The sequence below is a fragment of the Vibrio frigidus genome (assembly GCF_042465995.1).
GTDB lineage: Bacteria > Pseudomonadota > Gammaproteobacteria > Enterobacterales > Vibrionaceae > Vibrio.
Genome location: NZ_JBCDMC010000004.1, coordinates 143690 through 158778, shown reverse-complemented (window position 1 = coordinate 158778; position 15089 = coordinate 143690). Strand labels below are relative to the sequence as shown.

The 15089-nt window shown below is 40.5% G+C and carries 17 protein-coding genes; 3 read left to right on the top strand and 14 right to left on the bottom strand.

Annotation, left to right across the window (positions count from 1 at the left end):
• Positions 1–80: 80 nt before the first annotated feature.
• The 3 genes from AACW90_RS08390 to AACW90_RS08380 all read right to left on the bottom strand — a co-directional run bounded on the left by AACW90_RS08390 (position 81) and on the right by AACW90_RS08380 (position 2838).
• Positions 81–425: a DUF3316 domain-containing protein gene (locus AACW90_RS08390; protein ID WP_390233137.1), complete on the bottom strand. Its 345-nt coding sequence runs from the start codon at positions 423–425 to the stop codon at positions 81–83.
• 244 nt (positions 426–669) lie between these two features.
• Entirely contained in the window at positions 670–2043 is a 1374-nt protein-coding gene (locus tag AACW90_RS08385) for an MATE family efflux transporter (RefSeq protein WP_390233135.1), read from the bottom strand.
• 177 nt (positions 2044–2220) lie between these two features.
• On the bottom strand, positions 2221–2838 hold the full coding sequence (locus tag AACW90_RS08380) for a LysE family translocator (RefSeq protein WP_390233133.1): 618 nt from the start codon (positions 2836–2838) through the stop codon (positions 2221–2223).
• Between the two features lie 220 nt (positions 2839–3058).
• Here AACW90_RS08380 and AACW90_RS08375 point away from each other — a divergent pair, with 220 nt between their 5' ends.
• From AACW90_RS08375 to AACW90_RS08365, 3 genes are read left to right on the top strand one after another with little or no spacing between them, the layout of a single operon-like run.
• A complete protein-coding gene (locus AACW90_RS08375; RefSeq protein WP_390233132.1) occupies positions 3059–3949 on the top strand; it encodes an AraC family transcriptional regulator in 891 nt (296 codons plus the stop codon).
• Positions 3950–3996: 47 nt separating this feature from the next.
• Positions 3997–5400, top strand: coding sequence for an amidase (locus tag AACW90_RS08370; protein WP_390233130.1), 1404 nt, complete (start codon positions 3997–3999; stop codon positions 5398–5400).
• A gap of 56 nt (positions 5401–5456) precedes the next feature.
• The gene (locus tag AACW90_RS08365) at positions 5457–5783 is read left to right on the top strand and encodes a hypothetical protein (protein ID WP_390233129.1); all 327 of its coding nucleotides are present in this window, start codon (positions 5457–5459) and stop codon (positions 5781–5783) included.
• Between the two features lie 130 nt (positions 5784–5913).
• Here the strand turns inward: AACW90_RS08365 and AACW90_RS08360 are convergent, their stop codons facing one another.
• The 11 genes from AACW90_RS08360 to glpQ all read right to left on the bottom strand — a co-directional run bounded on the left by AACW90_RS08360 (position 5914) and on the right by glpQ (position 15007).
• Positions 5914–6255, bottom strand: coding sequence for a hypothetical protein (locus tag AACW90_RS08360; RefSeq protein WP_390233127.1), 342 nt, complete (start codon positions 6253–6255; stop codon positions 5914–5916).
• A gap of 61 nt (positions 6256–6316) precedes the next feature.
• Positions 6317–6979, bottom strand: coding sequence for an alpha/beta hydrolase (locus AACW90_RS08355; protein WP_390233125.1), 663 nt, complete (start codon positions 6977–6979; stop codon positions 6317–6319).
• 82 nt (positions 6980–7061) lie between these two features.
• Positions 7062–7442, bottom strand: coding sequence for a cupin domain-containing protein (locus tag AACW90_RS08350; RefSeq protein WP_390233123.1), 381 nt, complete (start codon positions 7440–7442; stop codon positions 7062–7064).
• 69 nt (positions 7443–7511) lie between these two features.
• Positions 7512–7706, bottom strand: coding sequence for a hypothetical protein (locus AACW90_RS08345; RefSeq protein WP_390233121.1), 195 nt, complete (start codon positions 7704–7706; stop codon positions 7512–7514).
• A 72-nt stretch (positions 7707–7778) separates the two neighbouring features.
• Positions 7779–8567 (bottom strand): substrate-binding periplasmic protein, encoded by a 789-nt coding sequence (locus AACW90_RS08340; RefSeq protein WP_390233119.1) that lies wholly within the window; start codon positions 8565–8567, stop codon positions 7779–7781.
• 219 nt (positions 8568–8786) lie between these two features.
• Positions 8787–9716: a Gfo/Idh/MocA family protein gene (locus AACW90_RS08335; protein WP_390233117.1), complete on the bottom strand. Its 930-nt coding sequence runs from the start codon at positions 9714–9716 to the stop codon at positions 8787–8789.
• Positions 9717–10213: 497 nt separating this feature from the next.
• Positions 10214–10822, bottom strand: a complete 609-nt coding sequence (locus tag AACW90_RS08330; protein WP_390233115.1) for a HutD/Ves family protein — start codon at positions 10820–10822, stop codon at positions 10214–10216.
• A 96-nt stretch (positions 10823–10918) separates the two neighbouring features.
• A complete protein-coding gene (locus AACW90_RS08325; RefSeq protein ID WP_390233113.1) occupies positions 10919–12037 on the bottom strand; it encodes a DNA alkylation repair protein in 1119 nt (372 codons plus the stop codon).
• 63 nt (positions 12038–12100) lie between these two features.
• Positions 12101–13009, bottom strand: coding sequence for an RNA polymerase sigma factor (locus AACW90_RS08320; protein ID WP_390233111.1), 909 nt, complete (start codon positions 13007–13009; stop codon positions 12101–12103).
• Positions 13006–13677, bottom strand: a complete 672-nt coding sequence (locus AACW90_RS08315) for a hypothetical protein (RefSeq protein WP_390233109.1) — start codon at positions 13675–13677, stop codon at positions 13006–13008. Before AACW90_RS08315 ends, AACW90_RS08320 begins: the two co-directional genes overlap by 4 nt.
• Before the next feature lie 235 nt (positions 13678–13912).
• Entirely contained in the window at positions 13913–15007 is a 1095-nt protein-coding gene (gene glpQ / locus AACW90_RS08310; protein ID WP_390233107.1) for a glycerophosphodiester phosphodiesterase, read from the bottom strand.
• Positions 15008–15089: the final 82 nt, after the last annotated feature.

Here is a 15089-nt window from a genome sequence, read left to right as displayed (position 1 = left end):
TTGTTTGATCTATACGTGAAATGACAAAAAGCCAACAGACCGTAGCCTGTTGGCGTTTCAAATTCCAAAACAGCGTAATATTAGTCGTTGTTGTTATCGCGGGAGTCGAAATGATAATCAACATTCACGATAGCGCGGTAAGAGATTTCACCACGAGCTTCAGAGAACTCCTCAATAGTAACAATCGCGTCATCTAATTGAATGTTCGACACTGAATTTTCACCAATGGGGGCTAGTTTAAATTGTAATTCAGAGTTGGTTGCTGTCTCTAACGCATCAACGTAATCAAAACCTGCTTCATACGCGGCCGCTTTCGAGGCAAAACCAGCTGTTGATAAATTCGTTTCGCTGTAGACCGTTTGAGTACCTGCAAATGCCGTTGCGCTCATCAGTAATGTTGCTGCTAGAACCGTTAATTTTTTCATTTTATTTACCCTTAAAGTGTCTGTTAATAATGAGTGACAACTTGTTGGGGTAACAGCCCCTCTCACTCGATGACGCTATTATTCACTTTTTATATGTGATGTTCATCACATATAAATGCCATTCATTATGGGAAATTTAGCATCAATAGCGTGAAAGTATTATGAGAGATACATTTTGAATCGGAAGACTAGCGAGGTACACACCTTAATCCTTAAGTGTGTGCCTCGCTAGTTTGTTGCAATGTTATGCATTATTAACTATTTCTTCAGCAATGGCTCGGGCTGGTTTATGGCGAATGAAATAAGCTAGAGCAATGATAAAGGTCAAGCATTCTCCAATGGGCAGCGCGATGACAAATCGATTATCGTCAAATAACACAAACAATAAGATCAACAGCGACGCAGGAAAAATAAGGCTACGAGACAACGAAACGATACCGGACTGGAATGGCAAGTGAATAGCGGTGAGGTAACCGGATATTGTCATGTTAGCACCGGCGAATATAAATACGGGCCAAACGTAATAAACGAATTCAATCGCCATTGCTACTGTCCCTTCGGTACCTCGATCATCTAGGAACATATAGATGAGTGATTCGTTAAACAACAACAAAATCAGAATAGTTAATATACTGACTAAGCTGGTCATAAAAAACGTAATCTTTAAGAATTCTCTTAGCCGCTGTGCATTTTGTGCCCCGAAATTTTGACTTATCATCACCTGTGCAGTATCAGCAATTGAGAAATAAACCATAAAACCAATCATCAACAGATAATTCAGTACCGTGATGGCGGCGACACCTTCAACGCCGGCGCGGGAGATCAGCATCAAGTTGAAAATAAAAGCGATAATGCCGCCGGAGATTTCATTAATAAACTCAGACAAACCGTTATAGGCGGCTTGAAAAACTTCCGACCAATTTTTTTGCCACAAAGAGAAACGTAGCTTTCGCTTACGGCTCAAAAAATACATTAATAACGTCAATAACGGCAATAGCTGTGACAAACCAGTGGCCCAAGCAGCGCCACTTAAGCCCCAATTGAACACCGCTATAAATAGGTAGTCCAGACCCACATTAAGTATGGCACCAATCACTAAGGCGGTAGCGGCAAGTGAGGGGAATCCGTCAAGCCTAACAAAGAAGTACAGTACAATAGTCATCAGTTGTGCCAATAGAAAAGGCATAACAACGCGATAGTACTCGCTCATTAACGGCGCTAATGTTTCACCAGCCCCAAGCAAGCGAAACAGGAAAGGCTCAAGCACTAGACCAATCGAGATAATAACAATCGCATAAAATACGACAGCAATCAGGGTTTTACTAAATATCGCGGAAGCGGCCGATCTATTTTTTTCCCCCAGATATTTTCCCGCTCTTACCGACCCACCAATTGACAACATCAAACCAACGCCAAATAGCACCGACAGTATTGGGATGATCAGATTGACAGCAGCCAGAGCAGGTACACCAACAAAATTACCGATAAAGATACCATCGACAAGAGAGGCAGAACTCATAGCCAGCATGCCGACTATAGAGGGCAGTAAATACTTTAAAAACGTGGTCAAGATTGGCCCATCGAGGGCACTGTCTTGTTGACTGGATGTAGCTTCCATTAAGGACTCAAATTGATGAAAAACGCAAAATTCAGGGTAACAAACATTAATAGCGAACAGCAACAGTCACTGATTGATAATATTAGCCATGCGAGCAATGTCATTCAGTTGTAGATACTAGCCTGTCAAAGGTAACGCTCTAGTTATAGTGTTTTAACGTTACTCGTTATTACACGGTTACTCGCGTGAAGTAAGAGCAAGTTTTAATCCTAATAAGGTAAAACTACCTGCAAATATTCGTTGCACGATAGTACTTACCTTCTCGGAATGAATAATATAATTCCGAACGCTCGTCGCCAAAATGCCATATATAACAAAAACAAAAAATGTCATGACCATAAAAATCGCGCCGAGCAACAGCATATAATTCGTAGGATCCGACACTTGGGTAGGGATAAATTGGGGCAAAAACGCAAGGAAAAAAATAGTCAGTTTAGGATTTAAAATATTTATTAAAAAGCCTTTAAACGCGACAGCAACTAGGCTTTGTCTATCTTGACCTTCATTTAAAGTTAATGAACCACTTGCTCGCAGCATAGACCAAGATAGAAACAGTAGATACGCGACCCCTATGATTTTTATCACTTGAAAAGCTAACGCACTGGTATGGATGATAATCGCTAACCCCATGATACTTGCAATCAAAGACGGAACGATGCCAAGAGTGCACCCAAAAGCAGCAAAAACACTCGCCTTTTTCCCTGAAAACAATCCAGTTGCAATCGTATAGAGAACCCCGGTTCCGGGAATCAAGACAACCACTAAAGAGGTAATTAGAAACTCAATACTTATCATAGGACACTCTGTTTAAATGTTCATATTGCAGTTTATTGAACTTACCACTGCCTCATTATTTCTTTCAAACAACTATAGTCAGTCGTCAATAAGAACACAACTTGATCTCTAATCGCCCAAATTGTGTTTTATATGAATTGATGGAATAACGGCAACTTCATAGAATAAATATTGAATCATGATATTGTCTTTTCAACGTATTCTTCGACTCGAGGCCAACATGAGTGATATAACCCGGCATAGGTTAGAAAAAGCCCTATTATTTATCGAACAGAATTTAGAGTCGAAAATTTCCGCAGAGCAAATTGCCCTACACGCGAATCTATCCAACTTTCATTTTCAACGAATGTTTAGTGCGTATCTAGGCGAGTCTGTTAGTCAGTACGTATTGCACCGCCGTTTAGAGCGAGCAGCGAGTAACCTATTGACCCAAAACGAATTCGGAATACTCGATATAGCTCTGAAATCGGGGTTTGAAACCCATAGTGCATTTTCTCGAGCATTCCGGCAGCATTTTGCAATCAGCCCAAGTAATTTTCGTACACAGTCAAAACACGCCAAATTGGGCCCAGATGAATCACGACCTTTTTTGAGTACCGTCGCGGCAAAGAATTTAACACCAAAGGTCGAGATTAAATCTTTGCCTGATCTTTTCTATCATTACAAGACGACAAAAGGCACGGTAAACGGGACATTTCTCACGCAAGTACAACAAGATGTGTCTTGCGAATTTCAACGCCTAAGTCAAGAACCACTGCTCTATGGGTTGATTAGTGCATTCCCTGCAAGCCCTCAAAGCCTCAACGACGATCATGTCCTCGTCTTATACGGGGCTCTTTTTCATGAACCGAGAACGCATTTACAGACGTCAGACTGCCTTAAAATAGAATCAGGCTTGTGGGCCATATTTGAACATAAAGGGCATTATGATTATCTATATCAAACATGGAATCATGCTTTTCGTGCTTGGTTATCAAATTCAGCTTACGAGCTAAGAGATACTCTGCCTTTTGAACTCTATTTAACCTCTCCGGCTGAAACACCCCCAAAAGATTGGCTAACACATATCTATATACCGATAAAAACAGCAGAGGTTGAACAGCATGAATAGTTGAATACTGTTGCAATTAGGCATGGACATTAAACAAGGAGCTATCTATGCCTATTCATCATTTATCTGCAGTTCAAGCCTGTAAAAAGCTAAAACAAGGCACTCAAACACCACAAAAAATCAAAACACATCTGTTAAACCGAATAACCCAATTGGATGAAGAACTTGGTGCTTTCATATACCAAGATCAGACGCAAGTATGTGAGAACGCTTCTCTCCTTGCAGGTCTGCCCATCAGCTTCAAAGACCAGTTCCATATCAAAGACCTACCTTGTAGTTTCGGTCTCGATCAAGCAACACGATGCGAAACCACTGCGCCAGTTGCAGAAAAACTGTTTCAACAAGGTGCTAATTTGTTAGGGAAAACAAGTCTCCCTCCTTTAGCTATGGATTTTCAAACAAACAATAAGATTCGTGGTTATTGCAAAAACCCTTGGAATCATGAATATACCAGCGGCGGCAGCAGTGGCGGCGGATGCACTGCAATCGCATCAGGAATGAGCTTTATTGATATCGGAACCGACCTCTCTGGTTCGTTACGAATCCCAGCAAGCTTTTGTGGTGTCTATAGCTTGTTACCTAGTGAAGGCGCTCTGAGCAGCATCGGGATACTGGTAGAACCTAAATTATCCCTACCACATTTTGCTCGTCCTGGGCCGATCGCTAGAGCACCCCAAGATCTTGCTTTAATCTGGCAAGCGCTGAAAGGTGAAAATAGACCAAATATTGCCGAGCACTTGAATTTGGCTTATTGGCATCAAGCAGACGACTTTCCGCTGGACACAGATATCAAGGATCGGATAGATCAAGCCGTAAGCCGTTGGCAGCAAGCTGGACATCAATGCGAGTACTCAAAACCTAAGCATTTCAGTTTCACCGAGTGTTGGCGAATTTTTGGAAACATCATGGGGTCTGAAACGTCTGCTCTAATGAATCCTTTTATTCGATGGATCAGTATATTCTCTGGAAAGGATAGCCGAAAACGATCGCCTAACTTTCTCAACAATGTAATTCAAGGTTATCGCAGAAGCCCGAGTGAATATTCTAATGCTCTTAAAAAACGAGACGATGTCATCCATGACTGCCAAGCGTTTTTTAAACAATTTGATGCTTGGGTATTACCTGTAACATGTTGCCTTGCTTTCAAACATATGCCACCAACTCTAGAGCGAGGGCCGAGTAGAGACTATAAAGCACCATTGATAGTCAATGGCTTAGAGGTGAACTACTTTGATGCGTTGACAGCCTATACCACCCCAATCAGCCTGATAGGTCATCCCGTCGTTACAATGCCGATAGGTTTAGACAGAAATGGGCTACCTATTGGCATTCAGCTTGTTGGTAAAATGAATGGCGAGGCCGAATTACTGTTGATTGCTGAAGTACTGTCCAAACATATTACGATGCCAAGCTGTCCTGCATTCGAAAATGACAATGGTAAATCAAGCTAAGTAGAGGTTACGCTACATGTGTACAGTTATAATGACCAATAAGAATAAGGGTATATATGCAATACGATATCGACATAAAGTCTGAGCATAAGTCGTTGTTTGTCTTCACTAGAAAAATACTGATCGAGCACTATCGGCTGATAGAAACGAGAAAACAGCGGATAACCAGTTATTCAGATGCTAATGGTGGAATCTGCCATATGAGAACGACAAAGAATGGTGTTGACATAGGGTTTCTAAAAGGAGTGCACATGATGGACACGTATAAAATGCTAACAGGATCAGGGAAAGTTATGAGGGTTCTTTCTATGGATTCTCCAGACGTTGACTGCATAAGCTATTATCTTGACCAAGCGATTAAAATAAACTCACCGTTACTCTAGCTCAAGGGTATCTCCACTTTAACCATCATTAAGGGGTAGATAAATAAAACTCTACCCCTAGATTACGAAAGTACATTGTAACTATCGCTAGAATAATACTGTCCAACTCTAACCGCATACGAATGCGATGTTAGTCGACGGATAGGTATTCTTCTCTAATGATCTTTCCATTCTTCCAAGTTTGAATATGTTTACCTGTGAATTCATTTACTTGGGACTGGGCATCTGTCATTTTATAGTGGAAAGTAAGCTCTGCAGTATTCTCAGATATAAGCGTTGATATGAGAGAAACGTCAAAATGTTCGACTGATTCAATAAAGCCCTTTTGCTTGTCATAGGATTCTTTCATCGACGACGCGAAAACTGAGCCATTATTCAGCATAACGACGTTCTCATCATAATATTTTTCACATAATTCTAATACAAGACCCGCCTGATTCATCCGTACAAAATCATCTATCAATTTTTGCATATCTCAATCTCCCATAGTAGAACACAACGTTACCTATACGGCGTATATCCTTTCGGCTCTTTTACACGATTAGACGTTCTTGCAACCAATCAGAAATATCAGAGATTTGCTCTGCACACACGTTATGTTGCATCACATACTGCTTATACCTTGGTTCAAAACCAATATTAACGAGTGCCTTTAGCGCTTGTTCGCCCAATACAGGGGAAACAACCGGATCTAGGCTACCATGCATGATATTGATGCTAATTTTCTTATTGCTGTCATGTATTTGAATCGTGTCTTTAGTGGCAAAATAAGTCGACATCACTAATAACCCCGCTAATGGTTGGCTATAGGTTAATGTGGCTTGATAAGCAACCGCCCCACCCTGAGAAAACCCAGCGATGATAATACGGCTAGCGTCAATTCCTCGTTCAACTTCTCGGTCGATTAACGCCTGAACGGCACTTGCTGAGATATCTAATTGTTGTAAGTCTACCTTTCGTTCAATGCTCATATCCAGGATATCGTACCACGCAGGCATAATCATACCGCCGTTAATCGTCACGGGTATCGAGGGAGAATGAGGGAATACAAAACGAATCGCTAAATTCTTTGGGAGGTTTAATTCCGCGACTATGGGTTCGAAATCGTGACCATCGGCCCCTAAACCATGCAACCAAATTACAGAAGCCGTTGCCTTAGTGTTTGGCTCCACTTCAACGCTCGACAAGTAGTTCATAAATAATATCTCGTATGTGTCCGTAGGTAATACAGTATGGATCTGGCCATAATCTATGATTTATTAATTATTGTGATTAAGGCTATTGTCGTGTGATAGAGACACTTTGGCTTGGAAATGAAACCTCCATAACTAAGCAATCTTCCTCACAAAGGAACGGTCCATGCACTTCACCAGGAGGGCGACTTGCAAAGTGTCCTGCTTCTAGCCATTGTTGAAAAGCGGCATCATAAAGCCGACCTGAAATAATATATATTTCCTCGGGATAATCATGAGATTTACCACCAAATTCTTTTGTGTCTGCGCCAGCTCTAAAGCGGGTTAGCCGCGTATAATCACCTGTTATCTCATCGTGAGCAAGGGTAAGTTGCTCTAACATTCCAGAGCTACCTTCTATAGACTCCCACCGATTGCTGTTTTCAGTAACGAGCACGTTCCAATATGTTGTTGTACTTTTCGACATTGCGATCTCTCTATATCACATAACATTTGAATAATGGCATGGTCGTTAAATTGGTTTATGTTCTCTCTATTATTCCGTAGCGTCGTGTATCGTCTCTTTAGTATCATTCCAAATTGTAGATGAATCTTCTTTTACACCATCCCATGTATTCGAACATCCAATAAGGAAGAACGTAATTACAACAGCAACAAGTGATGCCTTCATTTTATTTACCTCAACGTCTGTATTGCCTTGTATCATACAAAAAAAGGAGAAAGTTGACATCCCTTTCTCCCTGTCAAATTTAGGCGTATATATCAAATTTCCAGACGAGATAGGCCATCGATTTACCCGGTTCTACTCTTGGTTAAGGTACTTACCCATAGATTGAGACATGACCTCGTCTCTGGTATCACCAATAGAATTCCAAATCAATTCAGCCAAATCAGGCCTGAGTTGAACAAATTGGCTACTGAACACCAGATAATAGTCTTTTTTTATAATAGCAGGCATCACTTTTTCGACATTAGACCAACGTTTATTTTCGAGAAGCGTCTTAATCATGTTGTCTTGGATTGCAATGGCAGAAATTCGATTATTGCATAACATATCTAACAATTGTGGCGTGGTTCTTACTTCATCCACCCTGATATTTTTGGTCTTCAATTCTTTAACAATTGAGAACCCTAAATGAGCTCCAACAACTTTATTGTTCGAGTCAATAAGACTTGTTCCATCCCAATCAAATGGCTGGTCTTCTAGTTTATAAAAGTAATATTCTAAGGTCGCCATTCGTTTGCTGCGATCGGGTATATCGTCGACCATAGGGTAGCGAGCGTATAGAGCGCGCTGAGCGTTGTAGGAAAAAATAAAACCACCGTCTACTTTTCCTTCTTTAATGTACTCCAATACCCTTTTGCCTGGCAGACGAACAAATTCAACCTCTATACCAAGGGTATTAACAGATTGATTGATTACATCTAACGACAAACCAGGAGGATCGAATACCTTATGACCATTACCTAGCTGGAATGGATAGGACTCAATATCTGAATAGGCGAGTCTAAGCGTAACAGGGGCTGCTAGACTATAGGGAAAATAAGCTAGGCTTAGAAAAATGCCGAGTAGGGAATATGTTATTTTCATATACAATTCCTTCTATTCAACGATACATACCTTCGCAGCCACATCGTTAAAATTCCAGTGCTAACATGCTGACATAATTTCATGCTAATTTTTCATATTTATGACAGGTAAGGAGAAACCAACGAACACCATTACATACCCTCATGATCAATATTTTGACCATAGTCTCTTTTCAGCGTAATCACGACTAACTTAACGTAAGTTATTCCTTGGTTGTCTCTAAATCTGAGACGTAATTTTTTGGCATAAGCAATCAGCTAACTGATGCGATGCAATATTTCTTGATACTATTTTGCTGTCCAACTTACCTTTTTCTACCACTTGTACCCAATCATCTATCATCGCCTCAAAGCCTTTACTGGTTAACATTGGTGTCCAATCTTTGAGAGTAAGTTTCGTTTGAGTACTTTCTTGCCATACACAACCTTGATAGAAAGAATCAAATCTATACGATTTCCCTGCATAGTCTGCTGTCACTATTTCGTTCGTCGTTCCGTGTTGTCTGTTCATTGAGGCATGCAACAATATTCCATTTTGCTGCCACTGAATATCCAGCCGTGCCAATAAACCATCTCGAGATTGATGAGTTACATAGGCATCAAAAAGATCAGATTTCGCATTCAAATTAATGCTATCTAAAGGGTGAATAAAATCATCAAATATAAAATCTCTTATATTTCCTAACTGATTATATCGGTTTTTTTCCCAACGTAGTGACGATAATTGTTCATGATTAGAATCATTCTGTATGCCAATTAAATGCTGATTATAGAGGGGGATATGACGCCGATTAAACCCAATGTAGAGAGGTTGAGCCTTTTGCTCCGCTATATCATAAAGTTTCTCACAATGCTCAACACTATTGGCCAAAGGCTTGTCGACAAAGGTAGCGATACTTTGCTTTAAAAAAAATTGCGCTATTTCTGGATGAACGACCGTTGCAGCATGAATCATCACAGCGTCAACGTTAAATCGAATCAATTCTTTATAATCTGTACAATATTCAGTGACTCGATACTTATTCGCTAAAGAAGATAATACCTTCGAGTTTCTTGTACAAAACACCAGTTCAATGTCAGGCTTTTGCGCTAAAACTGGCAGATATGCTTTTTGTGCAATATCACCCATTCCAATTATGCCAATCTTCATCTTAATACATCCATTTCGACCATCAATTAAAGCTAGTATGTATTGATGTTCTTAATAGGTAAAGCAATAGCAATATCATCTATTTTTTATCTTCAGATGGCACAAAGAATGAACAAACTACCCGATTTTAACCTTAGAAACCACGCAGGTCTAATGCCACAACGTCTCCCAACCAGTATGCATTGATCGTATGGTCCGCTAAACTTTTTCCCCACTTTAGTGCATAACTCAGATGCAAAATGCAATGTATCTTCGTCAAAATATACATGTGAATGGTATTGCTGATGAACATTGATGGATCTTTTTAGGTTATCCATGTCGCTTACATCTAATTTTACATGTTGAGTGAAGCCTAACACCCTACTATTCCGGCAAAGATGTTAGGTTATCTTGGTCTAATAATAACTTTTAGTTTGGGCTCTGGTTGAAATAATTACCGCGTAAACATTTGCAATTACTCTATATTAATACGTAGAGCAATGACGTCTGGAAGCGTTTCATTTCCTAGATATTTCGATAAGTACGCCGTTGCCATCTGTGACCAAAAAGTCTCTTCCCCATAAAGCTTTGTCATCTCTTAAACAAAGCAAGCTACCTGTTGGTAGATAAATGGGCTGTATTTCGACCGTGTTGCCATTCGGACGGATCGTACAAGCGTTATTCGCATAAAACGCACTAAATACATGCTCATCCGAGTCGAATAGAGTCAACGATTGCCCAGAATTAACGGCAGAAACCTTAGCTTGTGTGTCCACCTCACGAACCATAATGTTGAGATCTTCAATCGCCTCATTTTTTAATGTGGCGTAGGTTTTGTCACCACCAGAGAAACGCGCGATATCTAACGGTTTATTCAATGTATAAGAATGGTTATGGGATTGACTCTTATGCTCTAGTGTCATGCCATTACCAGACAAGAGAACCAAAGTGCGGTGTAACCCGCTAAAGTCCGAAAACAGTCCGTTGTCTACGACACGCGCTTGGCTAATACGAAAGCGTAGTCCGTTTTGATCGTCACTGCGTTGGATTTCAAATGTTTTACCAAGGCCATTTTTCCATGGCATACATTTGTATTCACTCTTCGTAATTATTTGAAAATTAGGCATCAAACATCTCTTTATTTTGAATGGCGATAACGCCGACATACACTTCAGAACCTAAGGTGTCAGAAGCTGGGGTGTATGTCGCGTTTATGTAACCTGTCAGGTTTCAGCATTTGGCGTTAATAAATCAAACGATAACCTATGGCTTTCTTGACCATTTAAAATAATCGATAATTCGTGAGCACCAGTGTAGAATTTTCTCGTCGTTATGATTTTAAAGTTTTGTTTTCTGTTTATATCATAACTACGGTTAGGCTCTACTTCGCGCTCACTAATTTTGAACACTTTTTTAGAAAGTTCACCATTATTCTTCTTATAATAGAGCCCATATTCGAGCCTTAACATTTGGGTCTTTTTACCCGTATTCACAATAGTAAAAGAGAATGCCAACTGGTCACCAATATAAACAGTGGGCGTCAATATCTGAAAATTAGACATCTCGATATCCCGGCTATCAAACCCAAACAATTCAAGAACCTCTGGCACACCTTGTTTCAACATCGTTCTGCAAGCATGCTTGATAAGGGCATCTGTGGACTTGTTTTGACCATGCCATTCTTTAGCCAACTGAATCACTGTCGCCGCATTATCTTTAGAGATATCGTTAAGGTTATTCGCCACACTGCGCCTGACGATTTCACATGGATCATTCTTTAGATTTCTTAGGATTGACAATATTGGTGCCGGATCGATTTTAAAACTAGGCAGAGCCATCGCCCAAGGCAACCTAGGCCTTGAGCCTTCACTCGCTAGCCTTCTCACCATGTTATTTTCGTGTACGGTCCATTGCTGCATCTGCGCGAGCATTCGCTCTTCGTATTTTATGATGAACGGTCTTACTGCAAATTCGCAACTGGTAAATTGAGTGACGACTTCAAACGCTGAAATAGCATGCTCATAATTATCGAGTCCATACATCGAAATGTATTCAGGTAGAAACATATATTCAATGCTTTCTTCCTTCATACCTGCAGCACGTAAATTCTCGATCAATTGTTTTAGCATCGAGCTAGACTCAACAAAGTCATCAGAGAGAAAATGGTGCAATACCTTAGCCGTGTGAGTCATCCTTTGCTTCAGTTCATAGCCAGCGAATTCATTGCTGAATATCAACTGCATAAACTCATCTTTATCAAAGACAGGAATGGTCAATGCTAAAGTCTCAGAGAATTTGTTATAAAATGATGCTGAATATATGTCTTTAAATAGGTTACTCATAACGTCCTGTTTCATTTAAGTTAAAGGCACTAGTAAGTTTGGGTTACGTTCACTCTGTCCGCTTCAAGAGCCCGACAACCCAAAGATACGGTGGCATTCAGAACTATCTAGTAGCCGAATGAGAATACGGTCTACTCCCTCTCCAGTGCCTTCTAATGGCTCTTGCAGTGGATGTTGGCGATACAACTGCCCGTAGGCATTATCTGCAAATTCATCCAGTGGTTGCGTTTCTAATTCAGCCTTGTCTTTCATATTTTTCAAATGAGTACCGGTAAACTTTAGTTGATTGGGGTCAAGCCAACCTTCTTTCATAAAACCAGAGGCTTTACGTTCACAGCGACAAGGGTTAGAAAGATCAACCAACCCACATTTATTTTGCATGAAACTATGTAAATCTCGGCGTGCACGAGATAATTTTTGTCTGAAATTACCGGGGGTAATAGCAAGTATATCGGCAGCAATCGGTGCGCTAGCTTCAAATATATCAGCGAGAATATAAACCAATCGTTGCTCTCTAGTTAAGCACAACAACATGCCTAACATACAACCAACTTTAGCTTCTTCAATAATTAACACACGATCGGGCTCATCCTCTATTGTCAGTTGTAAATCCTCGTTCTCAATAGCATCTAGGTCATCTCCATAGGCTTCAAAACCTGAAAAAACACTTTCTATCGGGCCTCTTTTGCTATCCAAAAAACAGTTCGTCACAATCCGGTATGCCCAAGTACGGAAGGAGGAACGACCTTCAAATTGAGCGATTCTAGTAACAATCTTGAGCAACGCTTCTTGCGTAATATCTTGCGCATTTTGAGGGTTAAGAACCATGCGGACAGCAATATTATATATCCATCCCTGATGACGACGGATCAATGCTTCCAACGCTTGCTTATCCCCCGCAGCAGCAGCAATAGCGAGCTCTCCATCTTCTTGATTATAATGAGTTTCAGCGGTAAAAGGGTTGTATGTCATTCTGTTTCCCCATCTTGTTCATACACAGTAAAGAAATCAAACAACCTTATTTCAGCCGTATTTTGGAAGAAAGCTTGATGCTCTGGCATTAACATTATTTTTGCCGCGGTTTCTTCAGCAGCTTGCTGAGATGACCATGCAATAAAATCAATATAGTCTCCCCCTGTGTTCACTGGAGATAATGCCATGCCCGCATATAGGTTTGAACTGTTTTCTAATTCTAGATAAACGGCTGAACGAGACTCTTCCTGTATTGCTATCTCTTTTACCGAATAGGCCGCTAATTCAATCACGGCCTCAGGTCGCATGAATGATTCTAACCCAATAATAGATGACGCTGATTGAAAATAGCCAAAGAGCTCTAATTCTTGATCCCTACCTGAAAATGAATCACGGACAGATTTGGTTGTCCGAGTGACATTGATTTCTTCCCACAGACTAATGTCCGCAAATAAAAAAGGGTCAGCCAAAGATTGCAAATGAATACTGCGAATGAAGCCTGGTAGCGCTTTTACATCCTCAGCTAAATGTCGAGATAATTTTGGATGTTGTACTGATGGCTCAACCCGATATATTACAACCTCCACAAACGGGGTGACTTGAGGTGCGGCTACTGCAGCCTCCATAACGGCAAGAGATAGACCCATTGTAGCGATAGTTTTTTTCATTGTTTTCCCTATATTTTTCTTAAGATCACCTAAAAGATTTAGGCTCTATAGGGTTAGACGCAGTACAAGAAAGGATTGTTACAGTTTGCCGATGATTTTATGAAATTATTTATCTCTGCTGTCTATTTATCTCTGTTTTCTATTTATCAAATGATGTTAGTGACATCCAGAAAAAAACCAGCGCACACCAGCACTGGTTTTCCAATTTATAGTCGAATTAAATACGTAATCTATATTACTTTGTATCTAAGAACTGAACCGCTTTATCAGTGAAATCAGTAAAGACGCCGTCAACGCCTACTTTGAAGTAAAACACATCTAACATGTCATCAAAGTTTTTTGCGTAGGAAGGAATACGACCTTGATCCGCTCTGAACGTATAAGGATGCACTTCTAACCCTGCCGCTTTGGCTTCGGTCATTAATGGTTTAACAATGATATTGTCATTGGTCGACTTGTCGTCAACCAGCATCGGTTTCCATGGTCCAATACCATCCGCATACTTTGCCACTTCTGCCATAGCACCTGGCATGAACATCCAATCATAGTCATAAGGCGTGACTTTTCCTTCCTTATCAACAACCATGGTTTCATTCCAACTGGTTTCTGCTAAAAGCTGCACAACTTTCAGATCGATATCCATCTTCGGCATCAGCACCTCAGCGATACGCTTGGTTTCGATAGGGTCAAAACACTGAACATAAACCATGTCGTCTTTGCTGTCGTAACCATACGCCTTAAGCGTTTCTAGCACGGCCAATGAAATGTCTTTCCCTTCCTTTTTATGAAGCCATGGTGCTTTGATTTCCGGATAAATACCGACGCTACGCTTAGTGGATTTATTAAGCCCCTGAATGAGTTCAATGGCCTCCTCAAAGGTAGCTACTTGGAAGTTTGACTGCCACAATGGGAAGCGATCTGGAAAGCCTGCTTTTGAAAGATCCTGCACTTGATCAGGGTCTGAATTATCCGGTATTTTGAATCCTTCTGTCACACGCAAAGTTTTGATTTCGGCTAACGTAAAATCAATAGCGTACCAACGCTTTACTCCATCAATTGTGCGAGATCGTTTTGGGTATTTACTCATTACATCGGTCGTGCGATCCAAGGTATGATCATGCAGAACAACCAGTTTATTATCTTTGGTCATCACCACATCTTGTTCTATATAATCGGCCCCCATAAAATAGGCAGCAGAATACGCCTCAAGGGTATGTTCAGGAAGGTAGCCACTTGCACCTCGGTGCGCTATAACAAGTTTATCTGAATTGGCAAACACCGATCCCGCAATGGAAGCCAGTATCGCGGCAGTAATAAGTTGTTTCTTCATTCTTTCGTCCTTTTTTGTAATCACTATTTTTATATCTAATAAACAAAACGGATTTATTACTTCCTGTCAAAACTGACGCAAA

Coding starts and splice junctions, on each gene's coding strand:
- AACW90_RS08390 (WP_390233137.1), bottom strand. CDS start 425: ATGAAAAAATTAACGGTTCTAGCAGCAACATTACTGATGAGCGCAACG.
- AACW90_RS08385 (WP_390233135.1), bottom strand. CDS start 2,043: ATGGAAGCTACATCCAGTCAACAAGACAGTGCCCTCGATGGGCCAATC.
- AACW90_RS08380 (WP_390233133.1), bottom strand. CDS start 2,838: ATGATAAGTATTGAGTTTCTAATTACCTCTTTAGTGGTTGTCTTGATT.
- AACW90_RS08375 (WP_390233132.1), top strand. CDS start 3,059: ATGAGTGATATAACCCGGCATAGGTTAGAAAAAGCCCTATTATTTATC.
- AACW90_RS08370 (WP_390233130.1), top strand. CDS start 3,997: ATGCCTATTCATCATTTATCTGCAGTTCAAGCCTGTAAAAAGCTAAAA.
- AACW90_RS08365 (WP_390233129.1), top strand. CDS start 5,457: ATGCAATACGATATCGACATAAAGTCTGAGCATAAGTCGTTGTTTGTC.
- AACW90_RS08360 (WP_390233127.1), bottom strand. CDS start 6,255: ATGCAAAAATTGATAGATGATTTTGTACGGATGAATCAGGCGGGTCTT.
- AACW90_RS08355 (WP_390233125.1), bottom strand. CDS start 6,979: ATGAACTACTTGTCGAGCGTTGAAGTGGAGCCAAACACTAAGGCAACG.
- AACW90_RS08350 (WP_390233123.1), bottom strand. CDS start 7,442: ATGTCGAAAAGTACAACAACATATTGGAACGTGCTCGTTACTGAAAAC.
- AACW90_RS08345 (WP_390233121.1), bottom strand. CDS start 7,706: ATGTCAACTTTCTCCTTTTTTTGTATGATACAAGGCAATACAGACGTT.
- AACW90_RS08340 (WP_390233119.1), bottom strand. CDS start 8,567: ATGAAAATAACATATTCCCTACTCGGCATTTTTCTAAGCCTAGCTTAT.
- AACW90_RS08335 (WP_390233117.1), bottom strand. CDS start 9,716: ATGAAGATTGGCATAATTGGAATGGGTGATATTGCACAAAAAGCATAT.
- AACW90_RS08330 (WP_390233115.1), bottom strand. CDS start 10,822: ATGCCTAATTTTCAAATAATTACGAAGAGTGAATACAAATGTATGCCA.
- AACW90_RS08325 (WP_390233113.1), bottom strand. CDS start 12,037: ATGAGTAACCTATTTAAAGACATATATTCAGCATCATTTTATAACAAA.
- AACW90_RS08320 (WP_390233111.1), bottom strand. CDS start 13,009: ATGACATACAACCCTTTTACCGCTGAAACTCATTATAATCAAGAAGAT.
- AACW90_RS08315 (WP_390233109.1), bottom strand. CDS start 13,677: ATGAAAAAAACTATCGCTACAATGGGTCTATCTCTTGCCGTTATGGAG.
- glpQ (WP_390233107.1), bottom strand. CDS start 15,007: ATGAAGAAACAACTTATTACTGCCGCGATACTGGCTTCCATTGCGGGA.